Source organism: Variovorax paradoxus (assembly GCF_022009635.1).
Taxonomy (GTDB): Bacteria; Pseudomonadota; Gammaproteobacteria; order Burkholderiales; family Burkholderiaceae_C; genus Variovorax.
This window is the reverse complement of sequence record NZ_CP091716.1, coordinates 6,739,618-6,755,991: the sequence shown is the minus strand read 5'-3', so window position 1 is coordinate 6,755,991 and position 16,374 is coordinate 6,739,618. Positions and strand designations below refer to the sequence as shown.

Annotated in this window: 17 protein-coding genes; 8 read left to right on the top strand and 9 right to left on the bottom strand. The window is 67.1% G+C overall.

The features are described 5' to 3' along the window. Positions 1-3 precede the first annotated feature (3 nt). Together L3V85_RS31665 and L3V85_RS31660 are read right to left on the bottom strand one after the other, a co-directional pair. A complete protein-coding gene (locus L3V85_RS31665; protein WP_237676555.1) occupies positions 4-1,224 on the bottom strand; it encodes a type II toxin-antitoxin system HipA family toxin in 1,221 nt (406 codons plus the stop codon). Beyond that, positions 1,214-1,417, bottom strand: a complete 204-nt coding sequence (locus L3V85_RS31660) for a transcriptional regulator (protein ID WP_237676554.1) — start codon at positions 1,415-1,417, stop codon at positions 1,214-1,216. Before L3V85_RS31660 ends, L3V85_RS31665 begins: the two co-directional genes overlap by 11 nt. Positions 1,418-1,649: 232 nt before the next feature. Here L3V85_RS31660 and L3V85_RS31655 point away from each other — a divergent pair, with 232 nt between their 5' ends. Both L3V85_RS31655 and L3V85_RS31650 read left to right on the top strand, forming a co-directional pair. After that, positions 1,650-2,414 carry an SDR family NAD(P)-dependent oxidoreductase gene (locus L3V85_RS31655; protein WP_237676553.1) on the top strand — a complete coding sequence of 255 codons (765 nt, stop codon included), beginning with the start codon at positions 1,650-1,652 and terminating at the stop codon, positions 2,412-2,414. 19 nt (positions 2,415-2,433) lie between these two features. Next, positions 2,434-2,691, top strand: coding sequence for a hypothetical protein (locus L3V85_RS31650; RefSeq protein ID WP_237676552.1), 258 nt, complete (start codon positions 2,434-2,436; stop codon positions 2,689-2,691). 140 nt (positions 2,692-2,831) lie between these two features. Here L3V85_RS31650 and L3V85_RS31645 read toward each other — a convergent pair whose 3' ends face one another. Continuing rightward, the gene (locus tag L3V85_RS31645; protein ID WP_237676551.1) at positions 2,832-3,842 is read right to left on the bottom strand and encodes an MBL fold metallo-hydrolase; all 1,011 of its coding nucleotides are present in this window, start codon (positions 3,840-3,842) and stop codon (positions 2,832-2,834) included. A 60-nt stretch (positions 3,843-3,902) separates the two neighbouring features. Next, complete coding sequence (locus tag L3V85_RS31640; protein ID WP_237676550.1) at positions 3,903-4,892, bottom strand: Bug family tripartite tricarboxylate transporter substrate binding protein; 990 nt, start codon at positions 4,890-4,892, stop codon at positions 3,903-3,905. Between the two features lie 201 nt (positions 4,893-5,093). Between L3V85_RS31640 and L3V85_RS31635 the strand changes: the two genes are divergently transcribed. Then, the gene (locus L3V85_RS31635; protein ID WP_237676549.1) at positions 5,094-5,471 is read left to right on the top strand and encodes a VOC family protein; all 378 of its coding nucleotides are present in this window, start codon (positions 5,094-5,096) and stop codon (positions 5,469-5,471) included. A gap of 19 nt (positions 5,472-5,490) precedes the next feature. On the opposite strand, the gene L3V85_RS31630 is transcribed toward L3V85_RS31635, so the two are convergent. Genes L3V85_RS31630 through L3V85_RS31610 form a run of 5 tightly spaced genes read right to left on the bottom strand, consistent with a single transcriptional unit; the run spans position 5,491 to position 12,466 of the window. Next, entirely contained in the window at positions 5,491-6,072 is a 582-nt protein-coding gene (locus L3V85_RS31630; protein ID WP_237676548.1) for a superoxide dismutase, read from the bottom strand. A gap of 40 nt (positions 6,073-6,112) precedes the next feature. Next, positions 6,113-6,808, bottom strand: coding sequence for a helix-turn-helix transcriptional regulator (locus L3V85_RS31625; RefSeq protein ID WP_237676547.1), 696 nt, complete (start codon positions 6,806-6,808; stop codon positions 6,113-6,115). 35 nt (positions 6,809-6,843) lie between these two features. Beyond that, positions 6,844-8,283: an efflux transporter outer membrane subunit gene (locus tag L3V85_RS31620; protein ID WP_237676546.1), complete on the bottom strand. Its 1,440-nt coding sequence runs from the start codon at positions 8,281-8,283 to the stop codon at positions 6,844-6,846. After that, positions 8,280-11,360, bottom strand: coding sequence for a MexW/MexI family multidrug efflux RND transporter permease subunit (locus L3V85_RS31615; RefSeq protein WP_237676545.1), 3,081 nt, complete (start codon positions 11,358-11,360; stop codon positions 8,280-8,282). The genes L3V85_RS31620 and L3V85_RS31615 overlap by 4 nt, the downstream gene beginning before the upstream one ends. Further along, positions 11,357-12,466: an efflux RND transporter periplasmic adaptor subunit gene (locus tag L3V85_RS31610; RefSeq protein ID WP_237676544.1), complete on the bottom strand. Its 1,110-nt coding sequence runs from the start codon at positions 12,464-12,466 to the stop codon at positions 11,357-11,359. The genes L3V85_RS31615 and L3V85_RS31610 overlap by 4 nt, the downstream gene beginning before the upstream one ends. Positions 12,467-12,772: 306 nt before the next feature. On the opposite strand from L3V85_RS31610, the gene L3V85_RS31605 reads away from it, so the two are divergent. From L3V85_RS31605 to kdpA, 5 genes are all read left to right on the top strand, one after another. Continuing rightward, entirely contained in the window at positions 12,773-13,804 is a 1,032-nt protein-coding gene (locus tag L3V85_RS31605) for a M35 family metallo-endopeptidase (protein ID WP_237676543.1), read from the top strand. A 16-nt stretch (positions 13,805-13,820) separates the two neighbouring features. Next, positions 13,821-14,222, top strand: a complete 402-nt coding sequence (locus L3V85_RS31600) for a hypothetical protein (RefSeq protein WP_237676542.1) — start codon at positions 13,821-13,823, stop codon at positions 14,220-14,222. Positions 14,223-14,352: 130 nt separating this feature from the next. Then, positions 14,353-14,475, top strand: a complete 123-nt coding sequence (locus L3V85_RS37380; protein ID WP_267898696.1) for a hypothetical protein — start codon at positions 14,353-14,355, stop codon at positions 14,473-14,475. Continuing rightward, the gene (gene kdpF / locus L3V85_RS31595; protein ID WP_019657711.1) at positions 14,472-14,570 is read left to right on the top strand and encodes a K(+)-transporting ATPase subunit F; all 99 of its coding nucleotides are present in this window, start codon (positions 14,472-14,474) and stop codon (positions 14,568-14,570) included. The genes L3V85_RS37380 and kdpF overlap by 4 nt, the downstream gene beginning before the upstream one ends. 1 nt (position 14,571) lies before the next feature. Then, positions 14,572-16,371: a potassium-transporting ATPase subunit KdpA gene (kdpA, locus tag L3V85_RS31590; protein ID WP_237676541.1), complete on the top strand. Its 1,800-nt coding sequence runs from the start codon at positions 14,572-14,574 to the stop codon at positions 16,369-16,371. The last annotated feature ends 3 nt before the right edge of the window (positions 16,372-16,374 follow it).

The window sequence follows — 16,374 nt, the reverse complement described above, 5'->3', positions numbered from 1 at the left end:
GACCTACCGCGACGTGGCGTAGGTCATCCCGTCGGTCCACGTGTCCCGCATCTTTTCCAGCAAGCCCTTCGGGATTCGCTGGTCACTGCCCGCCTGGTCCAGCGTCTTGCGCATCCCCTCGGCGATTCGCGCAAGGACGAGCGCGGGCTTCGCGACCCCGCATACCTTGCTGCCGAACAGCAGCAATTCTTCGGTGGTCGGATAGGCCTTGGTGTGGCCCTTGCCGGCGAAGAGCTTGAGCGCCAGCGTGCGGTCTTCCAGTTCTGGGCCGCCTTCATAGCGCGTGTACTTGTAGATCGCGGTGGTCACCACATCGAACATCGGCGCCAGGCGGCAGTCCGCCGCCGAGGTGTAGAGCAAGCCGTAGTTCTTGAGGTGGCCATCGCCGTTGCGCACCATGATGCTGAATGCCACCTGCTCGAAGAAGCGCGCGAGGTTCTCGCTGGGCAGCTGAAGGTATTGCATCAGCTCGGCGATGCGCTGGTAGCTCCCGTGGTACTTCCGGTCGGATTGGATGTCGCGCACTCGAAGGTTCATCAGCGCAGCGATGTCCTCGAAGCCGATGCGGGACCCGTCCGCGGCGATGTCGAAGCGGTCGACCAGCAGCAGATGCCCGTCGTCCGAGAGATCGAAGGTGGGGGTCTCGATGCCGGCGTGGCGTGCCGCCGTCAGGCACATGAACTCGTTGGCCGACAGGCCCGGATAGGACGGTGCGGCGGCCTTCACGATGATCGTGGGTACCGCAAGGGTGATCCGGTCCGGCACCATGATCTTCGGCTGCATGCCGGCAATGCCGGCGCCCGTGCTCAGGTAGGCCCGCACCAGCTCGTCGAACACCTCGGGCGTGTAGCGGGTTCCTAGCAAGGTCTTGCGGTCGATGATCCGGGGCGCCGCGAGCGGCTGCGCCCCCGGCAGCCTGAACCCCAGCCGCCCGATGCCGTTGGAGCCGACCACCGCGAGCAGGTGCATCGGGGTGAGCTGCTGTTTGGGAAACATCGCCCGCAGGCGCAGATACAGGTCGCCTTCGGGCAGGTTCTGATCCATGACGGCGAAGAGGTCGCCGTCCTGATAGGTCGGCCGGGTCGGCGGCATGAGCAGCGCGACCGAGGGCTGATCCGCACGGCTGTCGAGATACCGGAACTCGTAGACCGAGTGCCTGAGCAACTGTCCGGCCGACGCGCCGGCGATCTCGACGTCGAGTTGCTTGATCTTTTCAGGAAGCATCGTCGTCGTCCTGTCCGAAGCGCTCCGTGACTTCCTCCAGCGTCGGCATGCCCAGTCGTTCCAGGCGGATCGTGAGATCCATGGCGCGCAGGATGTCGAAAAGCGAGGCGAGGGTGATGTCTTCCCCTCGTTCCAGGCGGTAGAGGACGTTGCGCGCGCGGCCCGACCGCGAGGCGATGTCGGTCGCCTTCATGCGGCCTTCTTTTCGCGCGCGCTGAATGGCTTGTCCAAGCTCGAGAGGGAGTCTGATTTTGTCCTTCATATGCCACATTTTGTGATCGATGGGGAAAAATGTCCATCGACGAGGACGATTTGCTGGCGCGCCATTGAACGAGGTGCGGCGGCTTTGTGTCAGCTGCGGGCCTGCCAGACTTTCGCGCATCGCCTAAGCTTGCGGCTTACTTTCTGTCTCCACCCCAATCCCCATGTCCATCTCTCACCTCACCCTCATCACCGGCGCCTCCCGTGGCCTGGGCCGCGCCATGGCCGAACAGCTGCTGCAGGCCGGCCACACGGTGCTCGGCATTTCGCGCAAGCAGTCGCCCGAGCTGGCCGAAGCCGCCAAGGCCGCCGGCGCCGAACTCGTGCAATGGGAGCAGGACCTGTCCGACCCCGTGGCCGCGTCGGAGCGCGTGTCGGCATGGCTCAAGACCGTCGATGCGCAGCGCTTCGACAGCGTCACGCTCATCAACAACGCCGGCACCGTCGGCAACCCCGCGCCGCTGTCGCGCGCCGTGGAAGCCGAGCTGTCGCTGGCGCTGCGCATCGGCCTGGAAGCGCCGATGCTGATCACGGCCGCGTTCCTGGGCGCGACGCGCGAATGGCGCGGCACGCGCAAGGTGCTCAACATCTCGTCGGGCCTGGGCCGCAACGCGATGGGCAGCCAGGCGCCCTACTGCGCGGCCAAGGCGGGCATGGACCACTTCTCGCGCGCCGTGGCGCTCGAGGAAGCGAATGCGCCGAACGGCGCGCGCATCGTCTCGCTCGCGCCCGGCGTGATCGACACCGACATGCAGGTGCAGCTGCGCGGCGCCTCGGCCGACAAGTTCCCGGACCGCACGCGCTTCGAGAAGATGAAGAACGAAGGCATGCTCGACAGCCCGGCCGCCGCCGCCACGAAGGTGCTGGGCTACCTGGCGCGCGAAGACTTCGGCGCCAAGCCCGTGGCCGATGTGCGCGATCCGGCCTGAAACCAGGGACACCCAAGCCATGGCCACCGCCAAGTCGATCGACACCCTCGAATACAAGCTCTTCCCCTCGCCGAGGAACGTGCACCGCATCGTCTTCGAGCACCAGGTCTTCGTGCCGTACCCGTACGCGCTGATCGTGATGGACGAGTTCTACTTCAAGGGGCGCTACAGCCTGTTCTCGGCCTGCAGGATGAGCGACGGGAAGATGGGGCAGGTGGCGACGTTCGAGGATGCGGGGGACGTGGCCATCTTCAACAGCAAGTTCGTGCCGGACTGAGTCCCCGGTATTTCTCCCTCCCCCGCTGGGGGAGGGCAGGGGGGGGGCACGGCGGCGTATCGATTGCAGTCAGCCTGTTTGATGCCGACTGCCCCCATCCCAACCTTCCCCCAGAGGGGGAAGGAGCAATGCGGCCGTGCTCACTGCATCGCAAACCTGTCCCGCTGCGCCTGCGCGCACTCCCCCATCACGCTCAGCGCCCGCTCCACCGTCGGCGTGCCCATCACGAAGGGGTTCGCCGCGCCCGCCGGCTGCTGGCGCAGCGCCGCCATCTTGGCTTGCGAGCTGTCGACGTTCGAGTGGTTCGACAGCATCACGTCGATGTTCTGCGCCTTCACCAGCGAGTCCATGCGCTTCGTGGACGCGATGTAGCTGTCCAGCCGCGGCACGTCCTTGCCGAAGTTGAAGCCCGTGCCGCCCCAGAGCATGGCGCGGTGCTTCCTGCCGTTCTCGCTCACGTCGAACACCGGCGAGAGCGTGCCCATGGTGTGGCCCGGCGTGAGGTACAGCGTGACGGTGGTGTCGCCCAGGGTGACGCGGTCGCCGTCCTTCACCGAGATGTCGCGCTTGGGCGGCGCGCCCCAGATCGGCGTGGCGAACTCCAGCTTCGTCTCGGTCATGCGCCAGTCGAGATCGCTCATGACGACCCGCGCGCGGTACTTCTGCGCGAGGTAGGGCGCGCCGCCATAGTGGTCGCCGTGGCCGTGCGTGACGATCACGTACTTGATCTGCGCCGGGTCCAGGCCCAGCTTGCGCATGCCACCCTCGATGAGCGCGGCGGCTTCCACCTGGTTGTTGAGCGCATCGATGAGGATGATGCCGTCCGAGGTCTTCACGGCCCAGGCGCTGACCCAGTCGGCACCCACGAAGTACAGGTTGTCGAAGGCCTTGGCGGGCGGCGGCGCGGGCTTGTTGATGAGCAGGGGGAGGCCCTTGTCGAGCTCTTCCTGCGGCGGGCGCGTGGCGGGGGCGGGCTTGCACAGCGAAAGCAGCGGCCCCAGGTCGGAGCCCGCGGCCTGCGTGGCCGCCGCGACGTGGGCGGCGACGGTCGCGTCTGAAGGCTTCTGCGCGGCCGGTGTCTGCGCGCAGCCCTGCACGAGGGCTACAGCCGCCGCGAGAGCGGCCGTCTTCAGGGAAAGGGAAGGAACCATCGGTGTCTCCATGCCGTCGTTGCGGCTTGTTCTGGAGACACCATTCTGCGGTGCGCAGGCTTATTCGATTGTCGCGCCCGAGGCTTGCACGATGCTCTTCCACTTCTCGTAGTCGGTCTTCAGCAGCTTGCCGAACTGCTCGGGCGTCATGCTCTGCGGCTCTGCCCCTTGGGCGATGATGGCCGCGTTCATTTCAGGCGTGGCCAGCAGCTTGTTGACTTCGGCATTGAGCGTGGCCACCACTTCCTTGGGCGTGCCGGCCGGCACGAACAGGCCATACCAGGTGCTCACGTCGAAGTCCTTGTAGCCCAGCTCGGCCACGGTGGGCGTGTCGGGCAGCGAGGTGCTGCGCTTGGCCGAGGTGACCGCCAGCGGCCGCAGCTTGCCGGCCTTGATCTGCGCCATGGCCGAAGGCACCGACGACACCATCAGGTCGACGTTGCCCGCCAGCACGTCCATCATGGCCGCGTTGGAGCCCTTGTAGGGCACGTGGCGCATCTTGATCTTGGCCGCGCCGTTGAAGATCTCGCCGGCCAGGTGGATGGTGGTGCCGTTGCCGGGCGAGCCGTAGGTGATGGTGTCGGGCGCGGCGCGCGCGGCCTTGACCACGTCGTCGAGCGTCTTGAACTTGGAGTTGGCCTGCGTGACGATCACCACCGGCGTGTAGGCCACGTGGGCCACGGCCGTGAGGTCCTTCACCGGGTTGTAGCTCAGGTTCTTGTAGAGCCAGGGCGCGACGACCATGTTGTCCTTCTGGCCCATCACGATGTCGTAGCCCGTGGGCGCGGCGCGCGCGGCCTCGGCGATGCCGATGGTGCCGCCGGCGCCGGCGCGGTTGTCGGGCACCACGGTCCAGTGGTTCACCTCGGTGAGCTTCTGCGCGACCAGGCGCGCCAGGATGTCGGTGCCGCCGCCGGGCGGGAAGGGCACGATCATGCGCACGGGCTTGGCGGGGTAGGCCGCCGCGTTCTGCGCGTGGGCGAGGGGGGCCGTGAAGGCCAGCGGGAGTGCGAGCGCGATGGCCAGCGTGCCGAGGTGTCTGCGGATCATGGTTGTCTCTTTGTGGGGAGCGTGTCGGGGTTGCAGTCGCGTTGTCTTCACTGCACCGAGGGTGCAGTGTGCCGGAAGCGGTGCGCCGGGGTTTTCGCGATTCGCGATGGGGCCCGTATCGGCTCGCGCTGGCTTGACAGGGGGCGGGGCGAGGCAAATACTGCACCGCCTGGTTGAGTATTTTCGAAAAAGGAGACACCCATGCTCGGAAACATCGACGCCGTGGCCAACCTCGCGGTCAAGGACCTCGCCGTGGCCCGCCGCTTCTACGAAGGCACGCTGGGCCTCGCGCAGGTCGACGCGGAAGGCGAGGAAGTGATCGTCTACCGCAGCGGCGGCACGCGCATCAACGTGTACCGCTCGTCGTTCGCTGGCACCAACCAGGCTACGGCCGTGACCTGGCAGGTGGGCGACGACATCGGGCGCCTCGTGGCCGCGCTCAAGGCCAAGGGCGTGCGTTTCGAGCACTACGACATGCCCGACACGAAACTCGAAGGCGACCTCCACGTCATGGGCGACATGAAGGTCGCGTGGTTCAAGGACCCCGACGGGAACATCCTGAACCTCATCAACGGCTGAGCGGCCAGCCGGTGTTTTTTCAGCCGAAGTTCTTTTCGGCGAAGTCCCAGTTGGCCAGCTTGGCCAGGAAGGTCTCGACGAACTTCGGACGCAGGTTGCGGTAGTCGATGTAGTAGGCGTGTTCCCAGACGTCCACGGTCAGCAGCGCGGTGTCCGCGGTCGTCAGCGGCGTGCCGGCGGCGCCGGTGTTCACGATGTCCACCGAACCGTCGGCCTTCTTCACCAGCCAGGTCCAGCCCGAGCCGAAGTTGCCCACGGCCGACTTCACGAAGGCTTCCTTGAAGGCGTCGTAGCTGCCCCACTTGGCTTCGATGGCCTTGGCCAGCGCGCCGCTGGGTGCGCCGCCGCCCTGGGGCTTCATGCAGTTCCAGAAGAAGGTGTGGTTCCAGATCTGCGCGGCGTTGTTGTAGATGCCGCCGCTGGATTTCTTGACGATCTCTTCGAGCGTCATCGCTTCGAATTCGGTGCCCTTTTGCAGGTTGTTGAGGTTCACCACGTAGGCGTTGTGGTGCTTGCCGTAGTGGTACTCCAGCGTTTCTTGCGAGTACTCGGGTGCCAGCGCGTCCAGGGCGTAGGGCAGGGGTGGGAGCTTGTGTTCCATCGTGATTACCTTTGTGGTTGTTGAAAAAAGAAAAACGGATTCATTCGCCGGCCGGCAACGCACCCGGCTTGGGCACGACCCGGTAGGCGCAGCGCCGCGCGCCCGCGAGCACATGCTCGACGCGGCTCACGGTCACGTCGGGGCCCAGCACTTCGTCGAAGAGCTGCAGCTCGCTGCGGCAGAAGCCGCTGCAGGCCTGCGCCGCCGTGCAGATGGGGCAATGGTTCTCTATGAAGAGCCAGCCGTTGCCCTGGCCTTCTTCGTCTTCGGGCCGGAACTCGGCCATGTAGCCTTCGCGGCTGCGGATTTCCGCGAGCCGCTCGAGCCGCGTCTTCAGGCTGCGCGCGCCGCGCATGGCCTGGGTGTAGTTGGCGCGCATGGTGGCCTCGCGCGCGGTGATGAGCTGGTCCATGCCCTTTTCGCCGAACACGCTGATGACGGCGCTGATCATCTGCACCGTCATCTCGGCATGCGTGTCGGGAAAGCGCTTGTGGCCCTCCCCGGTGAGCCGCCAGATCTGCGTGGGCCGGCCGCGGCCGCCGGAGCGGCTCTCGGCGTCGACCAGCCCGTCGGCCTCCAGCTTGGCCATCTGCTGGCGCACCGCCTCCACCGTGACGTTCAGCACCTTGGCGATGTCGGGAATGCCGAGCGCGCCGCGGGTCTTCAGCGTCGAGAGGATGCGGTCTGCCGGCTGGTGCGGCATCCAGGTGGGCTTGGCGACATCTGGGGCGGACATGGCGAGTTCAGTCGTGGAGGAAAACGGGCCCATTGTCAGGTGGTTGGCACTCCCCCTGCCGCGGCAGGTGCTTGCCAGCCGCCGCCCAGCGCCTTGTAGAGCGCGACGAGGCTGGTGTACGAAGCGGTCTCGGCCTCCGCCACGGCATCCTGCGCGCGCAGCAGGGTGCGCTGCGCGTCGAGCACGCTCAGGTAGGGCGCGGCCCCTTCGCGGTAGCGCACCTCGGCCAGTTCGGCGGCGCGGCCGCTGCGCGCCGATGCTTCCACCAGCCGCTGCAGCCGCAGCTGGTTCTGGCCATAGCCCGTGAGGGCGCCTTCGACGTCCTCGATGGCGCGCAGTACGGTCTGCTCGTAGAGCGCGCGGTCGCCCTGGGCACGGGCTTCCGCGCCGCGCACACGGGCCTTCACCGAGCCCAGCCGCAGGGCGGGCCAGCTCACGCCCGGCGTCACACTGAAGGCCCGGCTCGAAGAGCTTCCCAGGTCGGAGCCGCGCAGGGCGATGAAGCCCAGGAAGCCGCCGATGTCGAAGCGCGGATACAGCTCGGCCGTGACCGCGCCCACGTCCGCCGTGCTGGCCGCGAGGCCGCGCTCGGCGCGCAGCACGTCGGGGCGGCGGCGCAGCAGGTCGGCCATGTCGCCGATGGGCAGGCGCTTGTCGAGCACGCGCAGCGGCTGGGGCCGCAGCATCGGTTCCAGCTCGGCGGGGCGCAGGCCGGCCAGCACCGCGACACGATAGGCCGATTGGCGGCGCGCTGTCTCCAGTGCGGGCAGCTGGCTCTCGGTGGTCGCCAGGTTGGCTTGCGCGCTCGCCAGGTCGCCTTCGAGGCCGCGGCCGGTCCGCACCTGCGCCTCGGTCACGCGCAGGCTTTGGCGCAGGCTGTCGAGCGTGCGGCGCGTCACGGCAATGCGCTGCTCGGCGCCGCGCATCTCGTAGTAGTTGCGTGCCAGCTCGGCCACGGCCACGATGCGCACCTGCTCCAGGTCGGCCGCGCTGGCCTCGGCGCGCGCGGTGGCCGCCTCGTCGAGCCGCTTCAGGCGGCCGAACAGGTCGATTTCCCACGAGGCATCGAAGCCCGCGCGGCTGCTCTGCGACAGCGAACGCACGTCGGGCTGCAGGCCGTCGTTGCCCTGCGCGATGCCGCGCGTCTTGCTCGCGCTGGCCGTGACCACCGGCAGCCGGTCGAGCTCCGCCTCCGTCTGCGTGGCGCGGGCTTCGAGCAGCCGGGCCTGCGCGATGCGGATCTCGTGGTTTTCGGCCAGCGCGCGGTCGATCAGCGCATCGAGCTGCGGATCGTCGAGCTGGCGCCACCAGTCGCGCTGCACCGCGTCGCCGGCGAACAGCGAGCGCTCGGGCGCCGAAATGGCGACGGGTGCGTCCGAGGGCGCGGTGTACTTCGGCCCGACCGCGCAACCGGCCAGCACCAGCAGGCTCAACGCGAAGGGCGCGGCGTATGAAAAGAGTCGGCTCATGGTCATGCTCCTTCGGCCAGTGCTTCGAGTTCGGCCGCGCGCTGCGAGCGGCCCGCGGCGCGGTGGTCGCGCGCCAGCAGCGTGTACATGGTGGGCAGCACGAACAGCGTGAACAGCGTGCCCACCAGCATGCCGACCACGATCACCAGCCCGATGCTGAATCGGCTGTTGGCGCCCGCGCCGCTCGCGAACAGCAGCGGCACCAGGCCCACCACCATCGCGGCCGTGGTCATCAGGATCGGGCGCAGCCGGATGCGCGCCGCTTCCTCGATCGATGCGCGCCGGTCCAGGCCCTTGTTCATCTGGATCTCGTTGGCGAACTCCACCATCAGGATGCCGTGCTTGCTGATGAGCCCGATCAGCGTCACCAGCCCGATCTGCGTGTAGATGTTGATGGTGCCGAAGCCCAGCGCCAGCGGCACCAGCGCGCCGCAGATCGACATCGGCACGCTGATCAGGATGATCAGCGGGTCGCGCAGGCTCTCGTACTGCGCCGCCAGCACCAGGTAGATGACGACGATGGCGAACACGAAGGCCATCACCAGCGCCGAGCCCTCCTGCGTGAACTGCCGCGCGTCCGACTGCCAGTCGTAGCTGAAGCCGGCCGGCAGCTTCTTCGCCTCTTCGCTCAGGAAGGCCACCGCGTCGCCCATGGTCACGCCCGGCGCCGGAATCGCCTGGAAGGTGGAGGCGTTGAGCTGGTTGAACTGCGTGAGCTTGTTGGGGCCCACGCTGGTCGACAGCTGCACCAGGTTGGCCAGCGGCACGGGCTGGCCGCTCGCGCTCTTCACGAAATAGCGCGAGAGCGCCTCGGCCGTCAGCCGCTGCTCGCGCGGCGACTGCGGAATCACGTCGTAGGAGCGGCCGTCCATGCCGAAGCGGTTGACGTAGTTCTCGCCCACCAGCACCGCCAGCGTGTCGCCGATGGACTTCATCGTCACGCCCAGGCTGTTGGCCTTGGCGCGGTCCACGCGGATCTCCACCGTGGGGTTGTTGAACTCCAGGTCGCTGTCGACCACGATGAACTTGCCGCTGTCGCGCGCCGACTTCTTCAGCGCCTCCATGGCCTCGAACACGGTGCGGTGGTCGGCCGCGCTGCGGATCACCATCTGCACCGGCAGCCCGCCGGTCGAGCCCGGCAGCGAGGGCAGCTGGAACGCGAAGACGCTGCTGCCTTCCACGTCGTTCATGCGGCCCTGCGTGTCGCCCTGGATCTGGTCGGCGTTGCGCTTGCGGTCCTTCCAGTCCGAAAGCTGCACGCCGCCGATGCTGTTCGACACGCCGTCCGAGCCGTTGATGAGCCAGCGGCCGGTGTTCTCGGGCAGCGCGGCGAACACCTCGTCCCACTTCTTGCCGAACTTCTCGACGTAGTCGATGTTGGCGTGCTGCGGCGACTTGATGGCCGTGAGCACCATGGCCTGGTCCTCGCCCGGGGCCAGCTCGCGCTGCGCCGAGTTGTAGAGAAAGGGAAGGCTCGCCAGCACCAGCGCCGCGAACACGCCGGTCACCCAGCGGTGGTGCAGCGACACGTCGAGCAGCCGGCCGTAGCCGGTGGCGAGCTTGTGGAAGAACGCCTCGGCCGCGCGCGCCATGCGGCTGCCCGTGGTGTCCTGCGGCAGCAGGAAAGAGCTCATCACCGGCGACAGCGTGAGCGCGATCACGCCCGACACCACCACCGCGCCCGCCAGCGTGAAGGCGAATTCCTTGAAGAGCGAACCGGTGAGCCCGCCCATGAGCCCGATGGGCGCGTACACCGCTGCCAGCGTGAGCGTCATGGCGATCACCGGGCCGGCCACTTCGCGCGCGCCGATCAGCGCGGCCTGCACGCGCGACTTGCCTTCCTCGATGTGGCGGTGCACGTTCTCCACCACCACGATGGCGTCGTCCACCACCAGCCCGATGGCCAGCACCATCGCCAGCAGGGTCAGCAGGTTGATGCTGAAGCCGAACAGCAGCATCAGCGCGGCGGCGCCCAGCATCGACAGCGGAATGGTCACCACCGGAATCAGCACCGCGCGGACCGAACCTAGGCACAGGAAGATCACGATCACCACGATGGCGATGGCTTCGAGCAGCGTCTTCTGCACCTCGTCGATCGATGCCTCGATGAAGCGCGCCAGCTCGAAGGGCAGTTGCACCTCCACGCCCGGCGGCAGGTTCTGCTTGATGCCGGGCAGCAGTTCGCGGATGCGCTTGACGATCACCAGCGGGTTGCCGTTGGGCGCGGCCTGCAGGCCGAGGTAGATGGCGGGCACGCCGTCCATGGTGGCGCTGCTGTCGGCGCTGGCGGCTCCGAGTTCTACCGTGGCCACGTCGCCCAGGCGCACGATGGCGTCGCCGTCACGCTTGACCACCATGTCGCGGAACTCGGCCACGTTCACCAGGTCGGTGTTCACGCGGATGTTCGACACCACGTACAGGCCCTTCACCTGCCCGGGCGCGGCCTGCACGTTGTTCTGGCGCAGCGCGTCAGCCAGCTCGCCGGCCGAGATGCCGCGCGCGGCCATGCGGTTGGGGTCGAGCCACACGCGCATCGCCAGTGTCTGCCCGCCCGACACCTCGACGCCGGAGACGCCGGTGATCGACGCGAACTGCGGCTGCACCACGCGCGAAAGGTAATCGGTGAGCGCCGGCATGGGCATCGTCTTGCTCGAAAAGCCCACGTAGGCCACGGCCGTGGCCTCGCCCGACGACTTGAGGATCACCGGGTCGAAGGCTTCGGCCGGCAGCCGGTACTTCACCTGGCTGATCTGCGCCATGGCCTGGGTGAGCGCCTGGTTGGCGTCGGCGTTGAGCTTCATGCGCACGCTGATCACGCTGCGGCCCAGCGTGGAAGACGAAGACAGGTAGTCGACGTTCTCGATGGTTGCCACCGCCTGCGCGATCGGCTGCGTGACGAAGCCCTGCATCAGTTCCGGCGAAGCGCCGGGGTACTGCGTGGTGATGGTGAGCGTGGTGCTCTCGGTCAGCGGGTATTGCCGCACCGGCAGGTCGCCCAGCGCGCGCGCGCCCAGCAGCAGGATGAGCGTGCTCACCACCAGCGCCAGCACGGGCCGGCGCACGAAGAGGTCGGTGAACTTCATGGCCTGGCTTCCTGCGCGAGGGCCAGCGTGTCCTTGGCCGTGGGCATCACGGCCGCGCCGGTGTACAGGCGCAACTGGCCGGAGGTGACGACCTTATCGCCGGGCGCCAGGCCGTTCTCGATCACGACCAGCCCGTCCTGCCGCTCGCCGGCCTTCACGAACACCTGCTGCGCGGTGAAGCCGTCGCCCTTCTCGGCGGGGCGCACCACGAAGACCGAGTCGCCATGCGTGCTGTAGGTGATGGCGGTCTCGGGCACCGTGATGGCGTCGGGCCGCGCCGGCAGCGCGACCTTGCCGTTGACGAACATGCCCGGCGTGAGGGCGCCGTCGGCGTTGTCGATGGTGGCCTGCAGCCGCACGGTGCGCGTGTCGCTGCCGATCTGCGGCTCGATGGTGCTCAGCCGGCCCTGGAACACCCGGCCCGGATACGCATCGACCGAAAGCGCCACCTGCTGGTTGCGCTTGAGCACGGGCAGGGCGGTTTCGGGCAGCGTGAGGTTGGCGAACAGCGTGCGGCTGTCGGTGAGCGACACCAGCGCGTCGCCGGCCCGCACGAACTGGCCGAGGTTGACGCGGCGGATGCCGAGCACGCCGTCGAACGGCGCCTTGATGCGCTTCTGCTCGAGCACGGCCTGTGCGCGCCGCAGGTCGCCGCTGGCCTGGTCGAAGGCGGCCTGTGCCTGTTCGAGCTGCTCCTGCGTGGCGGCCTGCTGCGGCAGCAGCCGGCGCGTGCGTTCCAGCAGCGCCTTCGCATTGGCGCGCTGGGCCGTCAGGCGCTCCATGTCGCCCTGCTCGGGTGCGTCATTGAGCTGCACCAGCAACTGCCCCGCGCGCACTTCGCCGCCCGGCGTGAAGAGGATCTTCGCGACCCGGCCCTCCACCTCGGCCGGCACCTCCACCTGCCGGTTGGCCTCCAGCGTGCCGATGCCGCTGAGAAAGCGCGCCACCTGCGTCTTCTGCGCGGTGGCCACCGCCACCTTTGCCGGCGGCATGCCGCCGCCCTCCGCATGCGCCGGCCTGAGCTTCATGGCGAGCCCGAAGCCGGCACCCCCCAGTACCAATGTCGCAAGGCTGGCACCCAGCCAGACCCTTGATTGCTTGTTCATGACGACGTCCATTATTAATCAAAGAATGTGCTTTGATTATTTGACGGGGCCCGCCGCCTGTCGATGAAGGCGTGGCAATGGCCGTCATAGACAGGGGCTATTCGGGCGAGGCTTCTGCTGCTGTGCATGTCGGGTTCTCCAGGAATGGCGCGGGGGAAGTCCCGCAGACCTGAAGACGCGGCGGGCGGTCTGGTTGTGACAGCGCCGCATTGGCTTTCGGTGTCTTGCCGCTGCGGAAACCGGCACGGGGCGTGAAGAATTCGTCGCTCCGCCGATGTCCATTTCGGCGGTTAGCACTGGCATCACATGGCCCACGTACAAGTCGCCATCCTCACTCTGGAGAGCTTCGGGATGATGCGAAAACTCGTCGTGGGCGATCCGCCCGCGCAAGGCGGAGCGGTATTGCCTTATGGCGGCCCCATGTCGGACGTCTTCGGGCATCGCCTCGCGCTGATCGGCGGGCGCGCCTATTGCGAAGGCTGCAACAGCGTCGGAATCATCGCCAAGGCCGGCGGACCTCGCCGGGGATGGTTTCACGGCGTCGAGATCGCGCTTGAAGGGGATGTGGTGGTTTGCCACTGCCCGGTTCCGCCTCCGCTGGTTTCCAGGTTGCGGCACGCGCCGACCTGCGATGACGCGTTGGCTGGTGCCGTGGGCGATTTCAATTCGAGCTTCGCCGCGCTGCCGGGTTGGTTCGTTGGCGATACGACGACTGTTGCCGCGAGCAAGAAACTGGTCGATGACCTCGTGGAGCATCCGCCGGAGGCCGAGCAGACGGAGAACATCTGTCCGAACATGACGAACAAGGAGTTCTGCACGCTTGTGATGGGGCTGCGCAATCAGGCGATCGAATTGATCGGTGTGCGACTGAAGGATCTGGGAAGGTGGGGCAGGCCTGAGCAGCAGCGCGTTGCCACATGGTTCGGCGCAAGCGATGAACCGCTACGGCAGTACCTGCAATCAGGCCTTGCAGGCTGCGTCCATGTCCTGAAGCGCCTCTCTTGCGACAACTTCGTGCGCTATTCGGAGCAGCTCATGCGGAATGTCGGATGCACGCCGTCTGGCAACAAGGTGGGCCTCGTCGCCGAAGTCTGCAAGCCTGACGTCAAGACGCACACCATCGGCATTGCCCTTGAGTTCTGTAGCATTCCCCGCGTCGCCTACTCGACCGATTCCCAGCTCAGCACGCTCATCCACGAAGTGACTCATTTCGATGACACCTTTTCTTCGAACGACACGGTCGGCCACATGCGACACAGCCTGGGCCTGGCCTCGCGGCCAAGCGAAGCGCGGGCCAATGCGGACAGCATCACGGGTTATGTGCTCTACGGAGACTAGGCCGACAGCGCTGGTTTTGGCGCTGCTGCTGGCTTGTGGCGGCAGTGCTCAGGCGTGCTCGCGCGTGATTCAGATCACGCTGGAGTTTCCCGAGGGCTCCGCACAACTTGAATCGAAGCAGATTGCGCGATTGGCGAACTGGCTCGCTGAAGCCCGGGGCTGGTTCCGGTATCAAGATGCAGATGTGGAAGGCGTGGCTGTTGGGGTGACGCAGGGCGGCAAGGAACTCGCGAGGCATCGGGCCGAGGTCGCCACCCGCGCCCTGCGCAGCCTTCATGACGGTTTGCCGGTTCACACCAGCTCGCATGCCTACCCAGCGGCATATGTCCGATCGAATGGAAACTATGCCGTTGTCCAGCTGAACCCGACGGATGCGCCGGACTGCAATCCGGTGCCGATCCCGGGCTTCAAGTACTGAGCCGTCGCGGCGCACTGGACCTCACCGCGTTTTTACGCTTTCTTTACGCCCGCCCATTCACTCTTTCCCCCGTTTTGACGCACGACTGCCGAGACTGAAGCCCATCTTTTCTCGTTTGCAGGAGTGATGCATGGACATCGTCTGGATGGGCGCCTTGCTGGCGCTGTGGGCCGTGGTGGGGGCCATGGTGGTCGGGCTGAACAGGCTCGACGCACCGAAACCATCGAACAAGACCGACGGAGCGCCGTCATGATCAGCCTCGAAGTTCTTTATGGCTTCGGCGCGCTGATTGCCGTGGTGCTCTTCGCCTACCTCGTGTTCGCGCTGATCTGCGCGGAGGAATTCTGAAATGACCTCCTCCGCCTGGGGCCTGCTGGCCCTTTTCATGGCCGCGCTGCTGGTGCTGGCCTGGCCTGTCGGCAAGTTCCTTGCCGCGCTGTGCAACGAGCGCGTGCCGCGCTGGATGCAGCGCGTCGAGGCGCCGCTCTACAAGCTCGCGGGCACGAAGCCGGAGCAGTCGATGCACTGGCTGCGATATGCGCTCGCGCTGCTGGCCTTCAACGCCGTGGGCGCGATCTTTCTCTACGCGCTGCAGCGCGTGCAGGGCTGGCTGCCGCTGAACCCCGCGGGCATGACCGCGGTGTCGCCCGACTCGGCCTTCAACACCGCGGTGAGCTTCGTGGCCAACACCAACTGGCAGGGCTACGCCGGCGAATCGACCATGAGCTACCTGACGCAGATGCTCGGGCTCACGGTGCAGAACTTCCTGTCCGCCGCGACCGGCATCGCGGTGGCCTTCGCGCTGGTGCGCGGCTTCGCGCGGCGCGGCGATGGCAAGGGGCTGGTGGGCAACTTCTGGGCCGACGTCACGCGCATCACGCTGTGGGTGCTGGTGCCGGTCTCCTTCGTGCTCGCGATGATCTTCGCGGGCCAGGGCGTGATCCAGAACTTCGATGCCTACAAGGAGGTGAGCACGCTGGAGACCACCGCGTTCCAGCAGCCGAAGAACGGCGCCGACGGCCAGCCGCTGAAGGACGAGAAGGGCCAGCCGGTGATGGAAGACGCCACCACCAAGACGCAAACGCTGGCCATGGGCCCGGTGGCTTCGCAGGAAGCCATCAAGATGCTCGGCACCAACGGCGGCGGCTTCTTCAACGCCAACTCGGCGCATCCCTACGAGAACCCGACGGCGTTGGTGAACCTGCTGCAGATGATCGCGATCTTCCTGATCCCGGCCGCGCTGTGCTTCACCTTCGGCCATGTGGTCGGCGACATGCGCCAGGGCTGGGCCGTGCTGGCCGCGATGACGATCATGTTCGTCATCGCCGTGATGGTCATCACGCCCGCCGAGCAGGCCGGCAACCCGCTGTTCACCTCGCTGGGCGTGGACCAGGTGTCGAGCGCGCTGCAGGCCGGCGGCAACATGGAAGGCAAGGAGCTGCGATTCGGCATCGACGCCTCGTCGCTGTTCGCGGCCGTGACCACAGCCGCTTCCTGCGGCGCGGTGAACGCCATGCACGACTCGCTCACCCCGCTGGGCGGCATGGTGCCGATGGTGCTGATGCAACTGGGCGAAGTGGTTTTCGGCGGCGTGGGCTCGGGCCTTTACGGCATGCTGATCTTCGCGATGCTCGCGGTGTTCATTGCCGGGCTGATGATCGGGCGCACGCCCGAGTACCTCGGCAAGAAGATCGAGGTGCGCGAGATGAAGCTGATTTCCATCGCCATCCTGGTCACGCCGGTCCTGGTGCTGGCGGGCACGGCGGTGGCGGTGATCGCGGGCGCCGGCAAGGCCGGCATCGCCAACCCCGGCGCGCACGGCTTCTCCGAAATCCTGTACGCGCTGACCTCGGCCGCCAACAACAACGGCAGCGCCTTCGCGGGCCTGTCGGCCAACACGCCCTTCTACAACGGCCTGCTCGCGCTGGCCATGTGGCTCGGCCGCTTCGCGATGATCGTGCCGGTGCTGGCCGTGGCCGGTGCGCTGGCCGCCAAGAAGCGCCTGCCCGTCACCAGCGGCACGCTGCCCACGCACGGCCCGCTGTTCGTCTCTTTGCTGATCGGCACGGTGCTGCTGGTCGGCCTGCTCAACTACGTGCCGGCATTGGCCCTGGGGCCCATCGTCGAACACCTCGTGCTCTGGAAATGAGAA